Below are 19,188 nucleotides of genomic sequence, written 5' to 3'. Positions count from 1 at the left end.
GCCGCCGGGGGCTTTTTCATGGGCGCCCGAGTTGCGCCGGCGCTCCTGTATCCCGCCATTAGCGGGCATCTGTATCCATACAAGCGGCCGATGACCTGCTAGCGTGGCCAGCCCGCTATACGAGTGCCCGCCATGCCCTTGCCGCACATCCTTCTCGCCCTGTTGGTGACCCTGGTCTGGGGCGTCAATTTCGTGATCATCAAGCTCGGCCTGGCTGAATTCCCGCCACTGCTGTTCTGCGCCCTGCGTTTCGCCCTGGCGGCCACGCCGCTGCTGTTCCTGCGCGGGCCGATGCCGGCACCGCTGTGGCGCATCGTGCAGATCGGCCTGCTGCTGGGGGTGTTCAAGTTCGGCGTGCTGTTCATCGGCATGAAGATCGGCATGCCCGCGGGGCTCACCTCCCTGGTGCTGCAGAGCCAGGTGTTCTTCACCATCCTCATCGCCGCCCTGTTGCTGGGCGAGCGGCCCAGCCGGCGCGGGGTGCTGGGCCTGGCGCTGGCGGCGTCCGGCCTGGTGCTGATTGGCCTGGAGCGGCCCATGGGCGACAGCCTGCTGGCCTTCGTGCTGGTGCTGGTGGCGGCCCTGGCCTGGGCCTTCGCCAACATCGCCACCAAGCGCGCGGGCGCCACCGACATGTTGCGGCTGATCTGCTGGGTGAGCCTGGTGCCGCCGCTGCCGTTGCTGGCGCTGTCCTGGGTGTTCGAGGGGCCGCAGGCGATGGCCGCAGCCTTCGAGCACGCCACCCTGGTGGGCTACGGCTCGCTGCTGTTTGTGGCCTTCGGCGCCACCACCCTGGGCTTCGCCATCTGGAGCTTCCTGCTCAGCCGCCACCCGGCGAGCCTGGTCACCCCCTTCGCCCTGGCGGTGCCTATCTCCGGGCTGCTGTCCGGCTGGCTGCTGCTGGACGAGGCGCTGAGCCCGGCCGGTTGGCTGGCCTGCGTCATCGTCTTCGTCGGCCTGGCGATCACCGTGCTGCCCAAGGGGCTGCTGGGCCGCCTGGTCAGTGGCAGCAGCCGCCCGACTCCAGGTCCTTGAGGATCGGGCAGTCGGGACGGTGATCGCCCTGGCAGTGATCCACCAGTTCCTGCAGGGTGTCGCGCAGCCCCGCCAGCTCGGCGATCTTGCGGTTCAGTTCTTCGATGTGGTCGCGGGCCAGTGCCTTGACGTCGGCGCTGGCGCGGCCACGGTCCTGCCATAGCTGCAGCAGCTTGCCGACCTCCTCCAGGGAGAAGCCCAGGTCCCGCGAGCGGCGGATGAAGGCCAGGCTGTGCAGGTCCTGCTGGCTGTACTGGCGGTAGCCGCTGTCGCTGCGCCCGGCCTCGGGCAGCAGGCCGATGGATTCGTAGTAGCGGATCATCTTCGCGGTGAGCCCGCTCTTCTTCGCGGCCTGGCCGATGTTCATGCATCTGTCCTCTCGGGTTGAGGTGTCTGGGCGCCCCGTGGGGGGCGCGTGGCGAATGAATCCGCCCCTGCCAGAACAGCGTCCTGGCGTCAGTCTTCCTTGGGTTTGTCCCCGGCCGGCTTCCAGGTCTTCAGCAGCAGGGCGTTGCTCACCACGCTGACGCTGGAGAGTGCCATCGCGGCGCCGGCGACCACCGGGTTGAGCATGCCGGCGGCGGCGAGGGGGATGCCCACCAGGTTGTAGATGAAGGCCCAGAACAGGTTCTGGCGGATCTTGCCATAGGTGCGTCGGGCGATCTCCAGGGCGGCGGGCACCAGGCGCGGGTCGCCGCGCATCAGGGTGATGCCGGCGGCGTGCATGGCCACGTCCGTGCCACCGCCCATGGCGATGCCGACGTCCGCCGCCGCGAGGGCAGGGGCGTCGTTGATGCCGTCGCCGACCATCGCCACCACTGCGCCACCGGCCTTGAGCCGTGCCACTTCGGCGGCCTTGTCCGCTGGCAGCACTTCGGCGTGCACATCGTCGATGCCCAGCGCCTCGGCCACCACCCGGGCGCTGCCACGGTTGTCGCCGGTGATCAGGTGGCTGGCGACATGCCGCTCGCGCAGGGCCTGCACGGCTTCACGGGCACCGTCCTTGAGGCTGTCGCCGAAGGCGAACAGGCCGATCACCCGTGCCTGGGGCTGCAGCTCCAGCAGCCAGGACAGGGTGCGGCCCTGGGCCTCCCAGGCCTCGGCGGAGGCCAGCAGGGCACCGCCGTCGAGCGTGCTTTCGTCCAGCAGGCGACGGTTGCCCAGGGCCAACAGGCGCCCGTCCACCACACCCTGGATACCGCGTCCGGTGAGGGATTGGCTGTCCGCGACCTGGGGTACCGTCAAGGCACGCTCGCTGCAAGCGTCGAGCACGGCCTTGGCCAGGGGGTGCTCGCTGCCGCGCTGCAGGGCGCCGGCCAGTGCCAGCAGGCTGGCTTCGTCGCCATCGGCGGCGCTCAGGTTGGTGATGCGCGGGGTGCCGGAGGTGAGGGTGCCAGTCTTGTCGAAGGCGACGGCTGTGACCGCGTGGGCGACCTCCAAGGCCTCGGCGTCCTTGATCAGGATGCCGTGGCGGGCGGCGACGCCGGTGCCGGCCATGATCGCCGTCGGCGTGGCCAGGCCGAGGGCGCAGGGGCAGGCGATCACCAGCACGGCGACGGCGTTGATCAGCGCGGTTTCCAGGGGCGCGCCGGCCAGCAGCCAGCCGCCGAGGGTGGCCAGGGCGATCAGCAGCACCGCCGGGACGAACACCTGGCTGACCCGGTCCACCAGTTTCTGGATCGGTGCCTTGGCCGCCTGGGCGTCTTCCACCAGGCGGATGATGCGTGCCAGCACGGTCTCGCCGCCGATGGCGCTGGTGCGCACCCGCAGGCGGCCTTCGCCGTTGATGGCGCCACCGGTGACGCTATCGCCGGGGCGCTTGGGCACCGGCAGGCTTTCACCGCTGATCAGGGCCTCGTCGGCGTGGCTCTGGCCTTCCAGCACCTCGCCGTCCACCGGGAAGCGCTCGCCGGGCTTCACCAGTACCTCGTCGCCCAGGCGCAGTTCGGCGATGGCCACCTCTTCCTCGCGGCCGTCGCGCAGGCGGATGGCCCGTTCCGGGCGCAGCGCTTCGAGGGCGCGGATGGCGGCGCTGGTCTGGCGCTTGGCGCGGCTTTCCAGGTACTTGCCCAGCAGCACCAGGGCGATGACCACCGCCGAGGCTTCGAAGTACAGGTGCGGCGTGTGGCCGGGGTGGGCGGTGGCCCATTGGTAGAGGCTCAGGCCGTAGCCGGCGCTGGTGCCGATGGCCACCAGCAGGTCCATGTTGCCGGCGCCGGCGCGCACGGCCTTCCAGGCGGCGCGGTAGAAGCGCGCACCGAGGATGAACTGCACCGGGGTGGCCAGGGCGAACTGCGCCCAGGCCGGCAGCATCCAGTGCAGGCCGAAGGGTTCCAGCAGCATCGGCAGCACCAGGGGCAGCGCCAGGGCCAGGGCAATGCACAGCGCCCAGCGCTCGCGACGCAGGCGGCTGGCGGTGTCGTCGCTGGGCGGTGTCGCGGCATCCAGGGTGCGGGCGTGGTAGCCGGCCCGCTCCACGGCCTGCAGCAGCGTGCTGCGCTCCACTTCGCCGAGCAACAGCAGGTGGGCGCGCTCGGTGGCCAGGTTCACCGTCACCTCGCCCACCCCCGGCACCTTGGCCAGGGCGCGTTCCACACGGCCCACGCAGCTGGCGCAGGTCATGCCGTCGATGGCCAGTTCCAGGCGCTGGCCGGGCACCGCGTAGCCGGCACCTTCCACCGCCGCGCGCAGGGCCGGCAGGCTGTCGTCCGGTGCTTCTATACGGGCGCGCTCGGTGGCCAGGTTGACGCTGGCGGCCTTCACCCCCGGCACCTTGGCCAGGGCACGCTCCACGCGCCCGGCGCAGCTGGCGCAGGTCATCCCGGCAATCGGCAGGTCGAACGAAACGGATGGATTCATGGGCAATTCCTCCTTGGTTGCCCACAGGATCGACCTTGACACGAGGGCAAGGTCAAGCGGCGAGTTGTCGCAGCGCTCCCTCTGTAGGGGCGAATTCATTGGCTCTGTCTGCGTTAGCTGTTGTGGTTTTAATGCAGGCGCTCAAGCACGGTGCTTTCCGGGCGCCGGGGTATTTCTGCCACCTCCACCGCATGGGTTTCGCTTCGCTCTACACCATCCTACGAAAGCCCGTGCGCACCACGTAGCGATGCGCTGGACGAAGAAAGTTGGAGCAGCCGCCAACGCCCCTCCAGGAGGCCAAACGCAGTCGTTGCGCCGGGGGACGAGCGGCATGGATGCCGCTAGAGGCGCGCCAGGCCATGGATGGCCCATCGCACCGGCCCCCAGAGCGGCGATGGAGTGAGGGAACCCCGGCGAAGCCGGGGCCGGATGATGGGGCAAGCCCTTTTGGTTTCTTTTGGGGCGACTGGTGTATAGACCGAGGACATAGCTGACAGGTGTACGGAGACATGGTTGACACTTTCCGGCGAGCTGCCTTGCCGGGGATCCATACCATGCCTTGGAACACGAGAGACGCCATGAGCTTGAAAGAGGAATTCATTGCGTTGGCCTTACAGCCTGACAGCAACAGGCGAGAACTGTGCCGACGCTTCGGTATCAGCCCGCAAACGGCTTACAAGTGGCTTAAGCGATACGAACAGAGCGGGAGAGATGGCCTGCACGAGAAATCCCGCCGGCCGCTCAATAGCCCCAAGCGGACCCCTCCCGCGCTGGAAACGGAGGTGGTTGCGTTGCGTCAGGCGCATCCTGCGTGGGGCGGACGCAAGATCAGCCATGTCCTTAACTGCGGTATTGCCCCCAGCACTGTGACTAACGTCCTGCACCGCCATCTGCTGATCCTGCCGCCTGAAAAGGAAGCCAAGAAGCCCTGGCAGCGCTTCGAGCACGAGGCCCCCAATGACCTCTGGCAGATGGATTTCAAGGGCTACTTTCCGACCCAGCAAGGCCAGTGTCATCCGTTGACGGTTGTGGATGACCATTCCCGCTTCAACCTGGCGATCCAGGCCTGCGCCAATGAGCGCAAGGAAACGGTTCAGGAAAAGCTGAGCGAAGTCTTCCGCCGCTATGGTTTGCCTGCCCGAATCAACACCGATAACGGCTCCCCTTGGGGCTCGCCACGTAATCCGGGTGAACTATCCGAGCTGGGTGTTTGGCTGGTCCGGCTGGGCATTCGCCTGAGCTTCAGCCGGCCTTACCATCCACAAACCAATGGCAAAAACGAGCGCTTTCATCGCGCGCTCAAAGCTGAAGTACTCAAGGGAAAGCACTTTCACGACTTGATCGAAGCCCAGGCTGCTTTCGATCAATGGAGGGAGATCTACAACCTTCAACGGCCCCACGAAGCGCTGGGCTATCAGGTTCCCATGGAGCGATACCGCACAAGCCCCTGGCCATTTCCAGAAAAACTGGAGGACTTCGAATATGCCCTGGATGACGAAGTGACAAAGGTTTATCACAGCCGATTCCGCTTTAGAAAACACTACTTCCGCATCGCCAAGGGGCTTGCTGGGCACCTGATCGCTATACGTCCCAGGCCTGAAAGCGAGGTGTTGTACGACGTGTACTTCTGCCATCAATTTCTACGAACTATCGACCTGAACAACCCTGACTACGGACCATAATGTGTCAACCATGTCCCCGCACATGTGTCCACCATGTCTCCGGTCTATACAGGGCGACTGCCAAAAGAGACTCGCCCGGGTGGGCGAAACCAGAAACATCACCAGAACTCGGCAATCAGCTGGACTCAAATCCTCTAGCAACACTTAACGCAGACAGAGCCAATTCATTCGCCCGGCGATCTCCCCATGAGCACAGGCTTTTTGGTGGAAGCGGATTCACCCGCAATGGCCCGGCACCGCCGCATCAGGTAGCCCGGGCTTCAGCCCGGGACCGGGGCCTGGTTCAGGGATTGGACAGCGCCGGCGTCAGGTACAGGCCGGAGGTGTTCATCGCCAGGCGGTATTTGCGCACCTCGCCGGCCTCCAGGCTGATGGACTGCTGGCGCTGCTGCTCGATGCCGGGCTTGCAGCGGCCGGGGCCGAGCAGGCCGAGGCGGATGGAAACCGGGCCCGGTTGCAGGTTGACGGCAATGCTCTCGCCCTGCACCAGGCGTGCGGCGAGCTGGTCCTGCAGGTACAGGCCGACGTCGCAGCTGGTGGGCAGCTCGACCCGTTCGCGGGTGACGATCAGCACGCTGTAGTCGATGGGGGATTGCGCGCTGGCGGGGCCGGCGAGGGTGAGCAGGGCGAGCAGGCAGAAACGGCTGGGGGACATGGCGGCGACTCCGGAACGGCATGGCTTGAGTGTAGGGGATCGCGGCGCGCTTGACTTTGCCACCGTGGCAAGCCCGAGACTGATTCCAGACCCATCAACTCAGGAGTTGAACCATGCAGATTCTCAAGGTAAGCGGCATGTCCTGCGGCCACTGCGTCCGCGCCATCACCCAGTCGCTGCAGGCCCGCGACCCGGCGGCGGAAGTCCAGGTGGACCTGGGTGCCGGCGAGGTGCGGGTGGCCAGCCGGCTGTCCCTGGACGAGGTCCTGGCGGCGATCCGCGAGGAGGGCTACCAGGCCGCGGCGGCCTGACCCGTCCTCAGGCGCCCTGGTCCCAGTCGCGGAACATGCCGCGGAACAGGGTGCCGACCAGGATGCCGGCCTCGCGCTGTGGATCGAACAGCTCGGGGTCGCGCGTCCAGTCGGTGAACAGCCCGATCACCTGCGCGTGCAACGCGCGCGAGGCCAGGCGCGGGGTGAGGCCGTCCATCAGCCGCTCGACGCAGCCGGGGCGGGCGAAGAGCTCCTCGCACAGGTCGATGAACTGATTGACGAAGGCGTTGTGGCGATCCTCCGCCTCGCGCAGTTCCTCGGTGAACTCGCAGCGGTGCAGGAGGATGTTGAAGATGCGATGGCGCTGCTCGTCCAGGGCCAGGCTGGTGATGGCCTCCACGCACAGCTCCAGCAGCGACTGCAGCAGGTCGCGGCCTTCGGCGCCGTGCAGGCGCTGGGCCATCTGCTCCGGGGGCAGGCGCACCTGGTTGAGCATCTCGTGGAACAGGTGGGCCTTGTTCTGGAAGTGCCAGTAAACGGCGCCACGGGTGACGCCCGCCGCCCGGGCGATCTGCTCGAGGGACGTGTGGGCGACACCGTTCTCGAGGAAGAGCACCTCGGCGGCAGCCAGGATATCGCTGCGGGTTTTCTCCGCTTCTTCTTTGGTTCTGCGCATAGCAGTTGGACGAATACTGTCTAGGCTTCTGTTCGGGGGCCAGAGTTTACCGATTTTGCAGTCGGATACTGCTTTTACAAGCGTGAACGTATGTATCCAGCCTTGACCTGTTTCCTGTTTTTGCCAATCGGGCGCTGTCATGGAATGGAGACGCACTATGCCGCTTTCACCCTCTTTCATCCTTTCGCTGCGCGTCTTCGCTTTCGGCCTGATGTCCCTGGGCACGGTCGCCGAAGCGGCGGATGCCCCGGCCAAGGCGGCACCACCGCCACCCGAGGTGCTGGTTGAAACGGTGAAGACCGCGCCCCTGCCGATGACCCTGGAATACGCCGGGCGCACCGCCGGCTATCGCGAGGTGGAAGTGCGCGCCCAGGTCAGCGGCATCCTCCAGGAGCGCACCTACCAGGAGGGCAGCAAGGTGCAGCGCGGCCAGGTGCTGTTCCGCATCGACCCGCGCACCTACCAGGCCGCCCTCGGCAGCGCCAAGGGCGCCCTGGCCCAGGAGCAGGCGCGCTACCGCCAGACCGAGCGCGACCTCAAGCGCATCCGCGAACTGCAGAAGAAGGGCTTCGCCAGCGAGAGCGAGCTGGACAATGCCGTCTCCAACTACGAACAGAGCAAGGCCAACGTGCAGGCCGCCGAAGCCAACGTGCAGGCCAAGCAGATCGACCTCGACTACACCACGGTGAAGGCGCCCATCACCGGCATGACCAGCAAGGAGACCCGCTCCGAGGGCAGCCTGGTGGTGGCCGGTGATCCCAATTCCAGCCTGCTCACCCAACTCACCCAGCTCGACCCCATCTACGTCAACTTCGGCTACCCGGACACCGAGGCCGAGCGCATCCGCGAGGACGTGCAGACCGGCAAGCTGACCCTGCCCGAGGGCGGCAAGATGGCCGCCGTGCTCAAGTTCGGCGATGGCTCCACCTACCCGCTGGAAGGCCGCGTCGACTTCACCGACAGCTTCGTCAACACCGGCACCGGCACCGTCAGTGCCCGCGCCGTGGTGCCCAACCCCGAGCAGAAGCTGCTGCCCGGGCAGTTCGTGCGGGTGCTGGTCAAGGGGCTGAGCCGGCCCAAGGCGATCACCGTGCCCGAGCGCGCCCTGGCCCAGGGGCCGCGCGGCACCTTCGTCTACGTGGTGGACAAGGACGGCGTGGCGCGCATGCGCGAGGTCAAGACCGGCGACACCTCCGAGGGGCGCTGGGTCATCGAGTCCGGCATCGCCGAAGGCGACCGGGTGATAGTCGAGGGCCTGCCCAAGGTCAGGCCCGATTCGCCGGTCAAGGCCGTCGAAGCGAAGGACAAGCCCGCCGACCAGCCGCAACAATCCTGAGGAGCGTCCGCCGTGATCTCACGCTTCTTCATCGACCGCCCGGTGTTCGCCGCGGTCATCTCCATCGTCATCATCCTCGGCGGCCTCGCGGCCATGCGCGCGCTGCCCATCGCCCAGTACCCGGAGATCCTGCCGCCGCAGGTCTCGGTCACCGCCAGCTACCCGGGCGCCAGCTCCCAGGTCATCGCCGAAACCGTGGCGGCGCCGCTGGAGCAGGAGATCAACGGCGTGCAGGGCATGATCTACCAGCTGTCCAACTCCGACAGCAACGGCGCCATGAGCCTGACCGTGTACTTCCAGGTGGGCACCGACCCGGACCAGGCCACCATCGACGTCAACAACAAGGTCCAGGCCGCCCTGGCCAAACTGCCCGAGGAGGTGCGCCGGCAAGGGGTGAAGGTGGAGAAGAAATCCTCCGACATCCTCCAGGTGGTCACGCTGTTCTCCCCGGATGACTCCCGCGACCCGATCTACATCAGCAACTACGCGCTGATCAACGTGATCGACGAGCTCAAGCGCATCCCCGGCGTCGGTGACGCCAGCCAGTTCGGTTCCAAGGACTACTCCATGCGCATCTGGCTGCGGCCGGACAAGCTGGCGCAGTACGACCTGACTCCCAGCGACGTGGTCAAGGCCATCCAGGAACAGAACTCCCAGTTCGCCGCCGGCAGCTTCGGCAAGCAGCCCCTGAACCAGCCCCAGGACTTCACCTACACCGTCACCACCAAGGGCCGTTTCACCGAACCCAAGGAGTTCGAGAGCGTCATCCTGCGCACCGACTCCACCGGCGCCAGCCTGCTGCTCAAGGACGTGGCGCGGGTCGAACTGGGCGCCCAGGACTATTCGCTGATGACCTCGCTGAATGGCCAGCAGAACGCCGCCTTCGGCATCTACCTGCAACCCGGTGCCAACGCCCTGGACACCGCCGAGGCGGTGGAGAACACCATGAAGCGCCTGGAGAAGCGCTTCCCCGACGGCATCGCCTACAAGATCCCCTACGACACCACCAAGTTCGTCAAGGTCTCCATCGAGGAGGTTATCCACACCTTCGTCGAGGCCCTGGTGCTGGTGATGCTGGTGGTCTTCATCTTCCTGCAGAACTGGCGCGCCACGCTGATCCCGGTGCTGGCCATCCCGGTGTCGCTGATCGGCACCTTCGCCGGCATGTACATGCTCGGGTTCTCGATCAACCTGCTGACCCTGTTCGGCATGGTGCTGGCCATCGGCATCGTGGTGGACGATGCCATCGTGGTGCTGGAGAACGTCGAGCGGGTGATGCGCACCGAGAAGCTCGGCCCGCGCGAGGCCTCGATCAAGGCCATGGAGGAAGTCACCGGTCCCATCGTCGCCATCGTCCTGGTGCTCTGCGCGGTGTTCATCCCGGTGGGTTTCCTCGGCGGCCTGGCGGGGCAGATGTACAAGCAGTTCGCGATCACCATCGCGGTGTCGGTGGTGATCTCCGGCATCGTCGCGCTGACCCTGTCGCCGGCGCTCTGCGCCCTGCTGCTCAAGCCCACCCACGAGGAGCCGGCGGCGCCGTTCCGCTGGTTCAACCGCTTCTTCGATCGCGCCACCGACGGCTACACCGCCGGCGTGCGCTTCTTCCTCAAGCGCAGCGTCATCGGCCTGCTGCTGTTCGGCGGGATGATCGCGCTGATGGTCATGCTGTTCGGCCGGGTGCCCGGCTCGCTGGTGCCGGATGAAGACCAGGGTTACGTGATCAACGCCTACTTCCTGCCGCCGGCCGCCTCCCTGACCCGCACCGAGGAGGTCACCAGCGCGGTGACCCAGCAGTTGATGAAGCACCCGGCGGTGCAGGACGTGGTCACCTTCGCCGGCTTCGACGTGCTCACCTTCGGCACCCGCAGCAACGCCGGGGTGTCCTTCGTGCCATTGAAGGACTGGAAGGAGCGCACCACCGACGAGCTGGATGCGCGCAACCTGCCACCGGCCTTCATGGCCATGGGCGCCGGGCAGAAAGACGGCGTGGTGATGACCTTCAACCCGCCGCCGATCACCGGCATGAGCACCACCGGCGGCTTCGAGGCGTACATCCAGGACCGCTCCGGCGGCAGCGTCGCGCAGCTGGAGGAGACGGTCACCAAGTTCATCGGCGCCATCTCCAAGCGCCCGGAACTGGTGGGGGTCAACACCACCTTCAACGCCAACGTGCCGCAGTACTACGTCGACCTCGACCGCACCAAGGCCCGCGCCCTGGGGGTGGCGGTGAACGATGTGTTCACCGCCATGCAATCCACCTTCGGCAGCTACTACGTCAACGACTTCACCCTCTATGGGCGCACCTGGCAGGTCAGCCTGCAGGCGGAGTCCGAGTTCCGCCGCAAGCCCGAGGACCTCAGCCAGGTCTACGTGCGCTCGGCTTCCGGCGACCTGGTGCCGCTGTCGTCCCTGGTGCGGGTGCAGCGCATCCTCGGGCCGGACTCCTACGCGCGCTTCAACGTCTACCCGGCGGCGAAGATCCTCGGCGGCCCGGCGCCGGGCTACAGCTCCGGCCAGGCCCTGGCGGCCATGCAGGAGGTGGCGGACGAGGTGCTGGGCGAGGACTACAGCATCGGCTGGATCGGCTCGGCCTACCAGGAACTGGCCACCCAGGGCTCGGGCAGCAAGGCCTTCATCTTCGGCCTGGTGCTGGTGTTCCTCATCCTCGCCGCCCAGTACGAGCGCTGGACCCTGCCCATCGCCGTGGTCACCGCCGTACCCTTCGCGGTGTTCGGCGCCATCCTCGCGGTGTGGCTGCGCGGGCTGTCCAACGACGTGTACTTCCAGGTGGGGCTGGTCACGCTGATCGGCCTGGCGGCGAAGAACGCCATCCTCATCATCGAGTTCGCCGTGCTCTGCCGCGAGGAGGGCAAGGGCATCTTCGAGTCCTCGCTGGAGGCGGCCAAGCTGCGCTTCCGCCCCATCGTCATGACCTCGCTGGCCTTCATCCTTGGCTGCGTGCCCCTGGCCATCAGCACCGGCGCGGGCTCGGCGAGCCGACATTCGATCGGTACCGGGGTGATTGGCGGTATGCTTGCCGCCACGTTGCTGGCAACCTTCCTCATCCCGATGTTCTATCTGCTGGTGGAATCCGCCGCCGACAAGCTGGGTCGCAAGAAGAAGGCACCGGCGGCCGAGTGACGCGCCCGCCTCGCTGAACATCGAACCACGCGATCGCTCCACGGTCTTTTGCAGTCCACGGCGCCGCCCTCGGGGCGGCGCCCTGTTTTCAGGTGAACCATGAATTTCCGCATCCTGCTGATCCTCGGGTCGCTCAGTGCCTTCGGCCCGATGGCCATCGACTTCTACCTGCCGAGCTTCCCGGCGCTGGCCCAGGCCTTCTCCACCGACGTGGAGCACGTGCAGCTGAGCCTGGCGTCCTATTTCATCGGCCTGGCCATCGGGCAGTTGCTCTACGGCCCCATCGCCGACCGCTTCGGCCGGCGTATCCCGCTGCTGGTGGGGGTGAGCCTGTTCACCCTGGCCTCGGTGGCCTGCGCCCTGGCACCGAGCCTGGAATGGCTGATCGGCGCGCGCTTCGTCCAGGCCCTGGGTGGTTGCGCGGGGATGGTGGTGTCACGGGCGGTGGTGCGCGATCTCTGCGACCCCATCACCTCGGCCAAGGTGTTCTCGCAACTGATGCTGGTGATGGGCCTGGCGCCGATCCTCGCGCCCCTGGGCGGCGGCCTGCTGCTGGACCTGTTCGGCTGGCCGTCGATCTTCTTCGGGCTGACCCTGTTCAGCGCCCTGGTGCTGACCGGCGTCTACCTCTGGCTGCCGGAAACCCTCACCAGCGGCGACGAGCGCCCGCCGTTGCGCGGCGCCCTGGGCCAGTACAAGCGCCTGCTGGGGGATGGGGTGTTCATCGGCTACGCCATGACCGGCGGCCTGTCCATGGCCGGCATGTTCGCCTACATCGCCGGCTCGCCCTTCGTCTTCATCGAGCTCTACGGCGTGCCGGCGGAGCACTACGGCTGGCTGTTCGGCGGCAACGCCCTGGGCTTCATCCTGGTGGCCCAGGTCAACGCCTGGCTGATGCGCTTCGGCGGGCCGGCCTACTGGATGCGGCGGGTGGTGTGGTTCTACCTGGCGTGCGCGCTGGCGCTGCTGGCGGTGGCCCACGCGCATACCGAGGCGCTGTGGCCATTGCTGGTGCCGCTGTTCGGCTGCATCGCCAGCCTCGGCATCATCATCCCCAACGCCTCGGCCAGCGCCATGGCCGGCCAGGGCCGCCATGCCGGCAGCGCCTCGGCGCTGATGGGCAGCCTGCAGTTCAGCGTGGCGGCGGGTGCCGCCGCGCTGGTGGGGGTGTTGCACGATGGATCGGCGATGCCGATGGCGATGGTGATCTGCCTGTGCGGCGTCGGTGCCGTGTGTGCGTCGCTGGTCACCTGGCGGCTGACCCGGGGCCAGCCGTCGGTGCTCGGCTAGCCCGCAGCCCGCTGTTTCAGCTCGGGCAGCACGTGCGGCGCCTTGAGCCGCGCCTCCAGCGTGGCGACGAAGCGTTGCGCCTCGGCCTCGCTGCGGAAGCTCACCGCGTGCTGGTCCATGCAGACCTGCCAACTGTTGCCCTGGGTGGTACGGAGTGGTCGGACTATGACGTTCATGGTGCCCTCTCCCTGAGAAAGTGAGCCCCCAGTGTAGACCCGGGTAGATGACAGAAAATGACCCGGATCAAATTGCCGACTGGTGGTGGACGACCGTTCGGCGGAGGCGCTGGGCCCACGATATGCACCCCGCCAGCATCGACGTATTCGTAGGATGGGTCGGGCGGCGTTCCGCGAGCCCAGCGAAACCCATCGATGCAGAGCTTCATGCATAACGAAATGCCATTCCCGGCCCCGCTTGGTGGAGGTAAAAAGCGACCTCCACCCACGCATCTGGCATTTGCAGGGTGGCTTGCCGCTTCTGTAGGGGCGACTTCAGTCGCCAAGCGGCGCGCAGCGCCGCCGGTGGGAGCAAATTCATTGGCTCTGTCGGCGTTAGCTGTTGTGGTTTTAATGCAGGCGCTCAAGCACGGTACTTTCCGGGCGCTTGAGGGTTTGTGCCGCCTCCACCGCATGGGTTTCGCTTCGCTCTACACCATCCTACGAAAGCCCGTGCGCACCACATGGCGATGCGCTGGACGAAGAAAGTTGGAGCAGCCGCCAACGCCCCTCCAGGAGGCCGAACGCAGTCGTTGCACCGGGGGACGAGCGGCATGGATGCCGCGAGAGGCGCGCCAGGCCATGGATGGCCCATCGCGCCGGCCCCCTCGAGCGGCGATGGAGTGAGGGAACCCGACGCAGTCGGGCCGGATGATGGGGCAAGCCCTTTTGGTTCCTTTTAAGGCGATTGTTAAAAGGGACTCGCCCGGGTGGGCGAAACCAGAAACATCACCAAAGCTCGGCAATCAGCTGGACTCAAATCCTCTAGCAACACTTAACGCAGACATAGCCAATTCATTCGCGATGGGGCGCCCAGGTGGACACCCCATCGGCAGGCGACGCTCTCAGAACCCCTCGAGCACGATCTTGCCCTTGGCCTTGCCGCTTTCCAGCAGCGCGTGGGCGCGCTTGAGGTTGGCGGCGTCGATGCGGCCGAAGTGTTCGCCGAAGGTGGTCTTCAGCACGCCGGCGTCGATCAGCTCGCTGACGCGGTTGAGCAGCCTGTGCTGTTCGATCATGTCGGCGGTCTCGAACATCGAGCGGGTGTACATGAACTCCCAGTGCAGCGAGATGCTCTTGCGCTTGAGCTTGAGCACGTCGAGGCCGGCCGGGTCGTCGATCAGCGCCAGCTTGCCCTGGGGCGCCAGGGCTTCCACCAGCTGTTCCAGGTGCTGGTCGGTCTGGGTCAGGCTGGCGACGTGGGTGACGCTGTCGAGGCCGATGCGCTTGAGTTCGGCGGCCAGGGGCTGGCTGTGGTCGATCACGTGGTGGGCGCCCAGCTCGCGGACCCAGGCCTGGGTTTCCGGCCGCGAGGCGGTGCCGATCACGGTCAGCCCGGTGAGCTGGCGGGCCAGCTGCACGAGGATGGAACCGACGCCGCCGGCCGCGCCGACGATGAGCAGGCTCTGGCCCTGGTCGGCCTTGCCTTCGGCGATGCCCAGGCGGTCGAACAGCAGCTCCCAGGCGGTGATGGCGGTCAGCGGCAGGGCGGCGGACTTGGCGAAGTCCAGGCTTCGGGGGCGCTTGCCGACGATGCGCTCGTCAACGAGGTGCAGCTCGGCGTTGCCGCCCGGGCGGGTCAGGGCGCCGGCGTAGAACACCTCGTCACCCGGCTGGAACAGGGTCACGTCGCTGCCCACGGCCTTGACCACGCCGGCCACGTCCCAGCCCAGCACCTTGGCCTGGCCGTTCTCCGGCAGCACGTTGCGGCGGATCTTGGTGTCCACCGGATTCACCGAAATGGCGCGGACCTCCACCAGCAGGTCACGGGGGCCCGGGATGGGGGCGGGCAGTTCGACGTCCTGCAGCGCATCGGCGTGGTCGATGGGCAGGGACTGGTAATAGGCAACGGCTTTCATCGTGGGCTCCTGGGTTCAGGCGAGGCGATCGAGAAGGGTGAGGGTGACGCCCTTGAGGCGGCTGCCATGGGCATCGCCGAAATGGCGGTAGTGGGCGGTGGCCTTGTGGGCCTCCAGGGCGGCGTCGTCGCGCCAGGTTTCCAGCATGACGAAGCGCAGCGCGTCGGCGCGGTCGCGGTGCAGGTCGTACTGCAGGCAGCCGGGTTCGCTGCGGCTGGCGGCCACCAGCTCGCGCAGGGCGGCTTCCACCGCCTCGGCCTGGCCGGGGAGGGCATCGATATGGGCGATCAGGTGGAGCGAGGGGGTCATGGCGGCGTCTCCGGGGTTAATGGCGCATAGGTTGAGCCATTTCGCGGCGAAGAAAAATCAGCTAGAAGACGACAGTCTTTCAAAGGGTTTTTGAAAATGCTGCGCCTCGACGACCTGACCGTCTTCGTCCGTACCGCCGACCGTGGCAGCCTTTCGGCCGCCGCCCGCGAGCTGGAGATCTCCCCGGCCGTGGCCAGTGCCGCCCTCAAGCGCCTGGAGCAGCGCCTCGACGCCCGCCTGTTCGCCCGCTCCACCCGCAGCCTGCGCCTGACCGCCGAGGGCGAGCAGTACCTGGTGCACGCCCGCGCCGCCTTGCAGAGCCTGGACGAGGGCCACCAGCAGCTGGCCGGCGGCAAGAGCGACATCGGCGGGCTGCTGCAGCTCTCGGCGCCGTCGGATTTCGGCCGCAACGTGCTGCTGCCCTGGCTGGACGAATTCCAGGCCGAGCACCCGCGCCTCAGCGTGCGCCTGTTCCTCAGCGACCAGGTGGCCGACCTGTTCCGCCAGCCGGTGGACATCGCCATCCGCTCCGGCGAGCCGGAGGATTCCAGCCTGGTGGCGCTGCCCCTGGCACCGGGCAATCGCCGCGTGCTCTGTGGTGCGCCGGATTACTTCGCCCGCCATGGCCGGCCGCGCACGCCGGAGGAACTGCACCGGCACAACTGCCTGCTGTACCTGCTCGGTGGCCGCGTGCATGACCAGTGGACCTTCCTCGAGGGGCGCCGCAGCCAGGTGGTCACCGTGGCCGGCGACCGGGTCTGCGATGACGCCGACGTGGTGCGGCGCTGGGCGGTGGCGGGGCAGGGGCTGGTGTACAAATCCTGGCTGGACGTGGCCGCCGACGTGCGTGCCGGGCGACTGCAGCTGGCCCTGGAGGATTACCTCGGCGAGCCCACGCCGCTGAACCTGATCTGCCCGCACCGCGCCCAGTTGAGCAAGCCGGTGAACCTGCTGCGCGAGTTCCTCCGCCAGCGCTGCGGCGAGCTGCTCCTCGGCGCACCCTGGCAGGGGGTGGCCCAGACGCCGCGCTGAGCGTCACAGCCAGCTGTTGTGCGGGGCGCGCCATTCGCTATTGTGATGGAGCGTCCCCGACGAATCGCAGACTGCCCGGAGATGAGCCGTGGTCACCAGCTGTCCAGCCCCATCCGCCTTCCGATGCGCCCGGCCGTGAGTACTGCCCCGGTCGTTCCCGGGCGCTTCGGCGCGACCCTGCTGCTGGTGTTCCTCGGCTACCTGCTGCTGGCCTTGGGCGCCGTGTGGCTGGCGCGCCAGCCGGGCACCATCGCCACCCTCTGGTACGCCAACGCCTTCGGCATCACCTTCCTCTGGGCCCAGCCGCTGCGGCGCTGGCCGGCGCTGCTGGGGGCGATGCTGGTGGCCAACATGATCGCCGGGCGGTTGATGGGCGACACCCTGGCCATGTCCGCCAGCTTCCTGCCGGCCAACATGCTGGAGATGATTCTCGCCGCCACCCTGCTGCGACGCACCGGCGTGGCGCTGAACATGAGCCGCAGCCCTTCGGCCTTCCTGCGCTTCATTCTCCTGGGGGCGCTGCTGCCGCCGCTGGTCAGCTCCACCCTCGGGGCGCTGATCGTGCAGAGCATCGGCTATGCCGGCTTCGGCCGGGTCTGGCTGTCCTGGTACGAGGGCGCGGTGCTGGGCACCTTGTCGATCCTGCCGCTGACGGTGCAGTTGCAGCAGCACGGCCTGCAGTCCCTGCGCTCGCCGAAGCGCCCTAACGAACTGTTCTTCTACGTGCCGCTGGTGCTGCTGGTGACCCTGGTGGCCCTGCGCCTGCTGCCTTCGCCCTTCGTCTACCTGTCGTTGCCGCTGCTGCTGGCGGCGGTGCGGCTGCCCTTCGCCGGCACGGCGCTGCTGGTGACCCTGACCTCCTTCAGCGGCGGCCTGATGGTCGCCATGGGCGGGCTGGAGCTGCCGCCGGTAACGCCACTGTGGCAGGAGATCACCCTTTACCTGCCCTTGCTGCTGTCACTGCTGCCGCCCCTGTTGCTGGCCGCCGCCGTGGAGCAGGGCCGGCGACGCCAGCGCGAACTGGCGGCCAGCGAGGCGCGCTTCCGCGATGCCATGGAGCACTCGGCCATCGGCATGGCCCTGGTGGGGCTGGATGGCCGCTTGCAGCGGGTCAACCGCGCCCTGTGCGAGATGCTCGGCTACTTGCCGGACGAGCTGAGCGCACAGAGCTTCCAGGGCATCACGCATGCCGATGACCTCTCCGGCGACCTGGAACTGGTGCAGGACACACTCGCCGGCCGTCGCGACAACTATCGGCTGGAGAAGCGCTACCTGCGCCGCGACGGCTCCGCAGTCTGGGCACTGCTGGCGGTGTCGCTGGTGCGCGATGCGGAAGGGCGGCCGCTGTACTTCATCGCGCAGATCGAAGACATCGACCGGCGCAAGCGCGCCGAGGCCGAACTGGCCGAGCTGGCCCAGCGCTATTCCCTGGCCACCGGCGCCAGCGGCGTAGGTGTCTGGGACTGGGACCTGATCAGCGACGACATGATCTGGGACGACAGCCTGTTCCGCCTCTACGGCATGCGTCCGCTGGGGCGGCCGGTGAGTTACGAGGAGTGGGCGCGCTTCGTCCACCCCGGCGATATCGACGCCATGCAACGTGAGCTACAGCGTGTGCGCGAAGGCCTGGCGCAGCTGGACGTGGAGTTCCGCGTCACCCTGCCCAATGGCGATGTCCGCGCCTTGCGTGGCCACGGCAGCCTGGCCCTGGACGCCGAGGGCAAGCCCACCCGGATGATCGGCACCAACTGGGACGTGACCCAGTTGCGCGAACTCACCGAACGCCTGAACGACGAGCGCGAGCGCCTGCAGGTGACGCTCAACTCCATCGGCGACGGGGTGATCACCACCGACCTGGACGGCCGTGTGCGCTTTCTCAACCCGGTGGCCGAACGCCTCAGCGGCTGGAGCACCGCCGCGGCCCGTGGCCAGGCCATCGAGCGCGTGCTGCCCCTGGAAAGCGAAGAGGGGCGGCCGGTGGCCAGCCCGGTGCGGCCCTGCCTGGAACTGGGCACGGTGGAAAGCATTCCCGGGCACTCGTCCCTGCGCCATGGCGCCGGTGGCCTCATCGCCCTGCGTGGCCAGGCGGCCCCGGTGCGCAGTGCCGAAGGCGAGCTGCTCGGCAGCGTGCTGGTGTTCACCGATGTCAGCGAGGCGCGGGCCATGCAGAAGCACCTGCGCTACGCCGCCACCCACGATGCCTTGACCGGGCTGCTCAACCGCCCGGCCTTCGAGGACGCCCTGGCGGAGAGCTGCCGCGAGGTGGAGCAGAACGCCGGGCACAGCGTGCTGTTCTTCATCGATCTGGACCACTTCAAGCAGGTCAACGATAACGCTGGTCACGCCGCCGGAGACGAACTGCTGCGGCGCATCTCGCGATTGATGCAGGACCTGGTGCGCAGCGGCGACCTGCTGGCGCGCCTGGGCGGCGACGAGTTCTCGATGATCCTGCGCAGCTGCCCCCTGGTCCAGGCGGAGATGCTCGCCGCGCGGTTGATCGAGCACATCCAGGCGCTGCGCTTCGAGTGGGAGGGGCAGGTCTTCCAGGTCGGCGCCAGCGTCGGCCTGGCCACCCTGCGGGCCGGCAACAGCGAGCCGGCCGAGCTGCTGCGCCAGGCCGATATCGCTTGCTACCAGGCCAAGAACGGTGGGCGCGGCCGCCTGGCGGTGTACGCCGAGGCGCTGGCGCACGGCTGAGGCCCGACCGCCGACGAAAGCACTGGCTCGACGTCTTTTTTTGACGCGCGGGTCAAGTTAGAATGCGCGCCGTCGTGGCCATGGGGCTGCGACATGGGTTCCCTAACCCCATCGGCAAAAAGGATGTGAA

15 protein-coding genes are annotated in these 19,188 nt (G+C 67.5%); 8 read left to right on the top strand and 7 right to left on the bottom strand.

Annotation, left to right across the window (positions count from 1 at the left end; all coding sequences use genetic code 11):
- The first annotated feature begins 132 nt into the window (after positions 1-132).
- The gene (locus PSm6_RS06600; protein ID WP_265169819.1) at positions 133-1,035 is read left to right on the top strand and encodes an EamA family transporter; all 903 of its coding nucleotides are present in this window, start codon (positions 133-135) and stop codon (positions 1,033-1,035) included.
- Here the strand turns inward: PSm6_RS06600 and cueR are convergent.
- Positions 1,001-1,402, bottom strand: a complete 402-nt coding sequence (gene cueR / locus PSm6_RS06595) for a Cu(I)-responsive transcriptional regulator (protein ID WP_021219733.1) — start codon at positions 1,400-1,402, stop codon at positions 1,001-1,003. The two genes, PSm6_RS06600 and cueR, sit on opposite strands and share 35 nt — an antisense overlap.
- Before the next feature lie 89 nt (positions 1,403-1,491).
- Positions 1,492-3,894 (bottom strand): heavy metal translocating P-type ATPase, encoded by a 2,403-nt coding sequence (locus PSm6_RS06590; RefSeq protein ID WP_265169817.1) that lies wholly within the window; start codon positions 3,892-3,894, stop codon positions 1,492-1,494.
- 554 nt (positions 3,895-4,448) lie between these two features.
- On the opposite strand from PSm6_RS06590, the gene PSm6_RS06585 reads away from it, so the two are divergent.
- Positions 4,449-5,576: an IS481 family transposase gene (locus tag PSm6_RS06585; RefSeq protein WP_265170506.1), complete on the top strand. Its 1,128-nt coding sequence runs from the start codon at positions 4,449-4,451 to the stop codon at positions 5,574-5,576.
- Between the two features lie 283 nt (positions 5,577-5,859).
- Here the strand turns inward: PSm6_RS06585 and PSm6_RS06580 are convergent, their stop codons facing one another.
- Complete coding sequence (locus PSm6_RS06580) at positions 5,860-6,231, bottom strand: hypothetical protein (protein WP_052351372.1); 372 nt, start codon at positions 6,229-6,231, stop codon at positions 5,860-5,862.
- Between the two features lie 113 nt (positions 6,232-6,344).
- Between PSm6_RS06580 and PSm6_RS06575 the strand changes: the two genes are divergently transcribed.
- Positions 6,345-6,542 (top strand): heavy-metal-associated domain-containing protein, encoded by a 198-nt coding sequence (locus PSm6_RS06575; protein WP_043244619.1) that lies wholly within the window; start codon positions 6,345-6,347, stop codon positions 6,540-6,542.
- A 7-nt stretch (positions 6,543-6,549) separates the two neighbouring features.
- On the opposite strand, the gene PSm6_RS06570 is transcribed toward PSm6_RS06575, so the two are convergent.
- Positions 6,550-7,179 (bottom strand): TetR family transcriptional regulator, encoded by a 630-nt coding sequence (locus PSm6_RS06570; RefSeq protein ID WP_021217166.1) that lies wholly within the window; start codon positions 7,177-7,179, stop codon positions 6,550-6,552.
- A gap of 157 nt (positions 7,180-7,336) precedes the next feature.
- Here PSm6_RS06570 and PSm6_RS06565 point away from each other — a divergent pair, with 157 nt between their 5' ends.
- The 3 genes from PSm6_RS06565 (at position 7,337) to PSm6_RS06555 (ending at position 12,946) form a co-directional block, all read left to right on the top strand.
- The gene (locus PSm6_RS06565; protein ID WP_371877031.1) at positions 7,337-8,515 is read left to right on the top strand and encodes an efflux RND transporter periplasmic adaptor subunit; all 1,179 of its coding nucleotides are present in this window, start codon (positions 7,337-7,339) and stop codon (positions 8,513-8,515) included.
- A 12-nt stretch (positions 8,516-8,527) separates the two neighbouring features.
- On the top strand, positions 8,528-11,656 hold the full coding sequence (locus PSm6_RS06560; RefSeq protein ID WP_043244620.1) for an efflux RND transporter permease subunit: 3,129 nt from the start codon (positions 8,528-8,530) through the stop codon (positions 11,654-11,656).
- Positions 11,657-11,755: 99 nt separating this feature from the next.
- Positions 11,756-12,946 carry a multidrug effflux MFS transporter gene (locus PSm6_RS06555; RefSeq protein ID WP_265169814.1) on the top strand — a complete coding sequence of 397 codons (1,191 nt, stop codon included), beginning with the start codon at positions 11,756-11,758 and terminating at the stop codon, positions 12,944-12,946.
- On the opposite strand, the gene PSm6_RS06550 is transcribed toward PSm6_RS06555, so the two are convergent.
- The 3 genes from PSm6_RS06550 to PSm6_RS06540 form a co-directional block, all read right to left on the bottom strand.
- The gene (locus PSm6_RS06550) at positions 12,943-13,122 is read right to left on the bottom strand and encodes a hypothetical protein (RefSeq protein ID WP_021217162.1); all 180 of its coding nucleotides are present in this window, start codon (positions 13,120-13,122) and stop codon (positions 12,943-12,945) included. The two genes, PSm6_RS06555 and PSm6_RS06550, sit on opposite strands and share 4 nt — an antisense overlap.
- Before the next feature lie 884 nt (positions 13,123-14,006).
- Positions 14,007-15,020 (bottom strand): zinc-binding alcohol dehydrogenase family protein, encoded by a 1,014-nt coding sequence (locus tag PSm6_RS06545; RefSeq protein WP_265169813.1) that lies wholly within the window; start codon positions 15,018-15,020, stop codon positions 14,007-14,009.
- A 15-nt stretch (positions 15,021-15,035) separates the two neighbouring features.
- Positions 15,036-15,329 (bottom strand): putative quinol monooxygenase, encoded by a 294-nt coding sequence (locus PSm6_RS06540; RefSeq protein WP_021216798.1) that lies wholly within the window; start codon positions 15,327-15,329, stop codon positions 15,036-15,038.
- Between the two features lie 96 nt (positions 15,330-15,425).
- On the opposite strand from PSm6_RS06540, the gene PSm6_RS06535 reads away from it, so the two are divergent.
- Together PSm6_RS06535 and PSm6_RS06530 are read left to right on the top strand one after the other, a co-directional pair.
- Positions 15,426-16,361, top strand: coding sequence for a LysR family transcriptional regulator (locus PSm6_RS06535; protein ID WP_265169811.1), 936 nt, complete (start codon positions 15,426-15,428; stop codon positions 16,359-16,361).
- A 135-nt stretch (positions 16,362-16,496) separates the two neighbouring features.
- Positions 16,497-19,058, top strand: coding sequence for a PAS domain S-box protein (locus PSm6_RS06530; protein WP_265169809.1), 2,562 nt, complete (start codon positions 16,497-16,499; stop codon positions 19,056-19,058).
- Positions 19,059-19,188 lie beyond the last annotated feature (130 nt).

The sequence above is a fragment of the Pseudomonas solani genome, assembly GCF_026072635.1.
GTDB classification, from domain to species: Bacteria; Pseudomonadota; Gammaproteobacteria; order Pseudomonadales; family Pseudomonadaceae; genus Metapseudomonas; species Metapseudomonas solani.
This window is presented reverse-complemented; position numbering and strand designations above follow the sequence as displayed.

Bases quoted from the DNA above. Each gene is read 5' to 3' on its own strand.
- PSm6_RS06600 (WP_265169819.1), top strand. From the start codon at position 133: ATGCCCTTGCCGCACATCCTTCTCGCCCTGTTGGTGACCCTGGTCTGG.
- cueR (WP_021219733.1), bottom strand. From the start codon at position 1,402: ATGAACATCGGCCAGGCCGCGAAGAAGAGCGGGCTCACCGCGAAGATG.
- PSm6_RS06590 (WP_265169817.1), bottom strand. From the start codon at position 3,894: ATGAATCCATCCGTTTCGTTCGACCTGCCGATTGCCGGGATGACCTGC.
- PSm6_RS06585 (WP_265170506.1), top strand. From the start codon at position 4,449: ATGCCTTGGAACACGAGAGACGCCATGAGCTTGAAAGAGGAATTCATT.
- PSm6_RS06580 (WP_052351372.1), bottom strand. From the start codon at position 6,231: ATGTCCCCCAGCCGTTTCTGCCTGCTCGCCCTGCTCACCCTCGCCGGC.
- PSm6_RS06575 (WP_043244619.1), top strand. From the start codon at position 6,345: ATGCAGATTCTCAAGGTAAGCGGCATGTCCTGCGGCCACTGCGTCCGC.
- PSm6_RS06570 (WP_021217166.1), bottom strand. From the start codon at position 7,179: ATGCGCAGAACCAAAGAAGAAGCGGAGAAAACCCGCAGCGATATCCTG.
- PSm6_RS06565 (WP_371877031.1), top strand. From the start codon at position 7,337: ATGCCGCTTTCACCCTCTTTCATCCTTTCGCTGCGCGTCTTCGCTTTC.
- PSm6_RS06555 (WP_265169814.1), top strand. From the start codon at position 11,756: ATGAATTTCCGCATCCTGCTGATCCTCGGGTCGCTCAGTGCCTTCGGC.
- PSm6_RS06550 (WP_021217162.1), bottom strand. From the start codon at position 13,122: ATGAACGTCATAGTCCGACCACTCCGTACCACCCAGGGCAACAGTTGG.
- PSm6_RS06545 (WP_265169813.1), bottom strand. From the start codon at position 15,020: ATGAAAGCCGTTGCCTATTACCAGTCCCTGCCCATCGACCACGCCGAT.
- PSm6_RS06540 (WP_021216798.1), bottom strand. From the start codon at position 15,329: ATGACCCCCTCGCTCCACCTGATCGCCCATATCGATGCCCTCCCCGGC.
- PSm6_RS06535 (WP_265169811.1), top strand. From the start codon at position 15,426: ATGCTGCGCCTCGACGACCTGACCGTCTTCGTCCGTACCGCCGACCGT.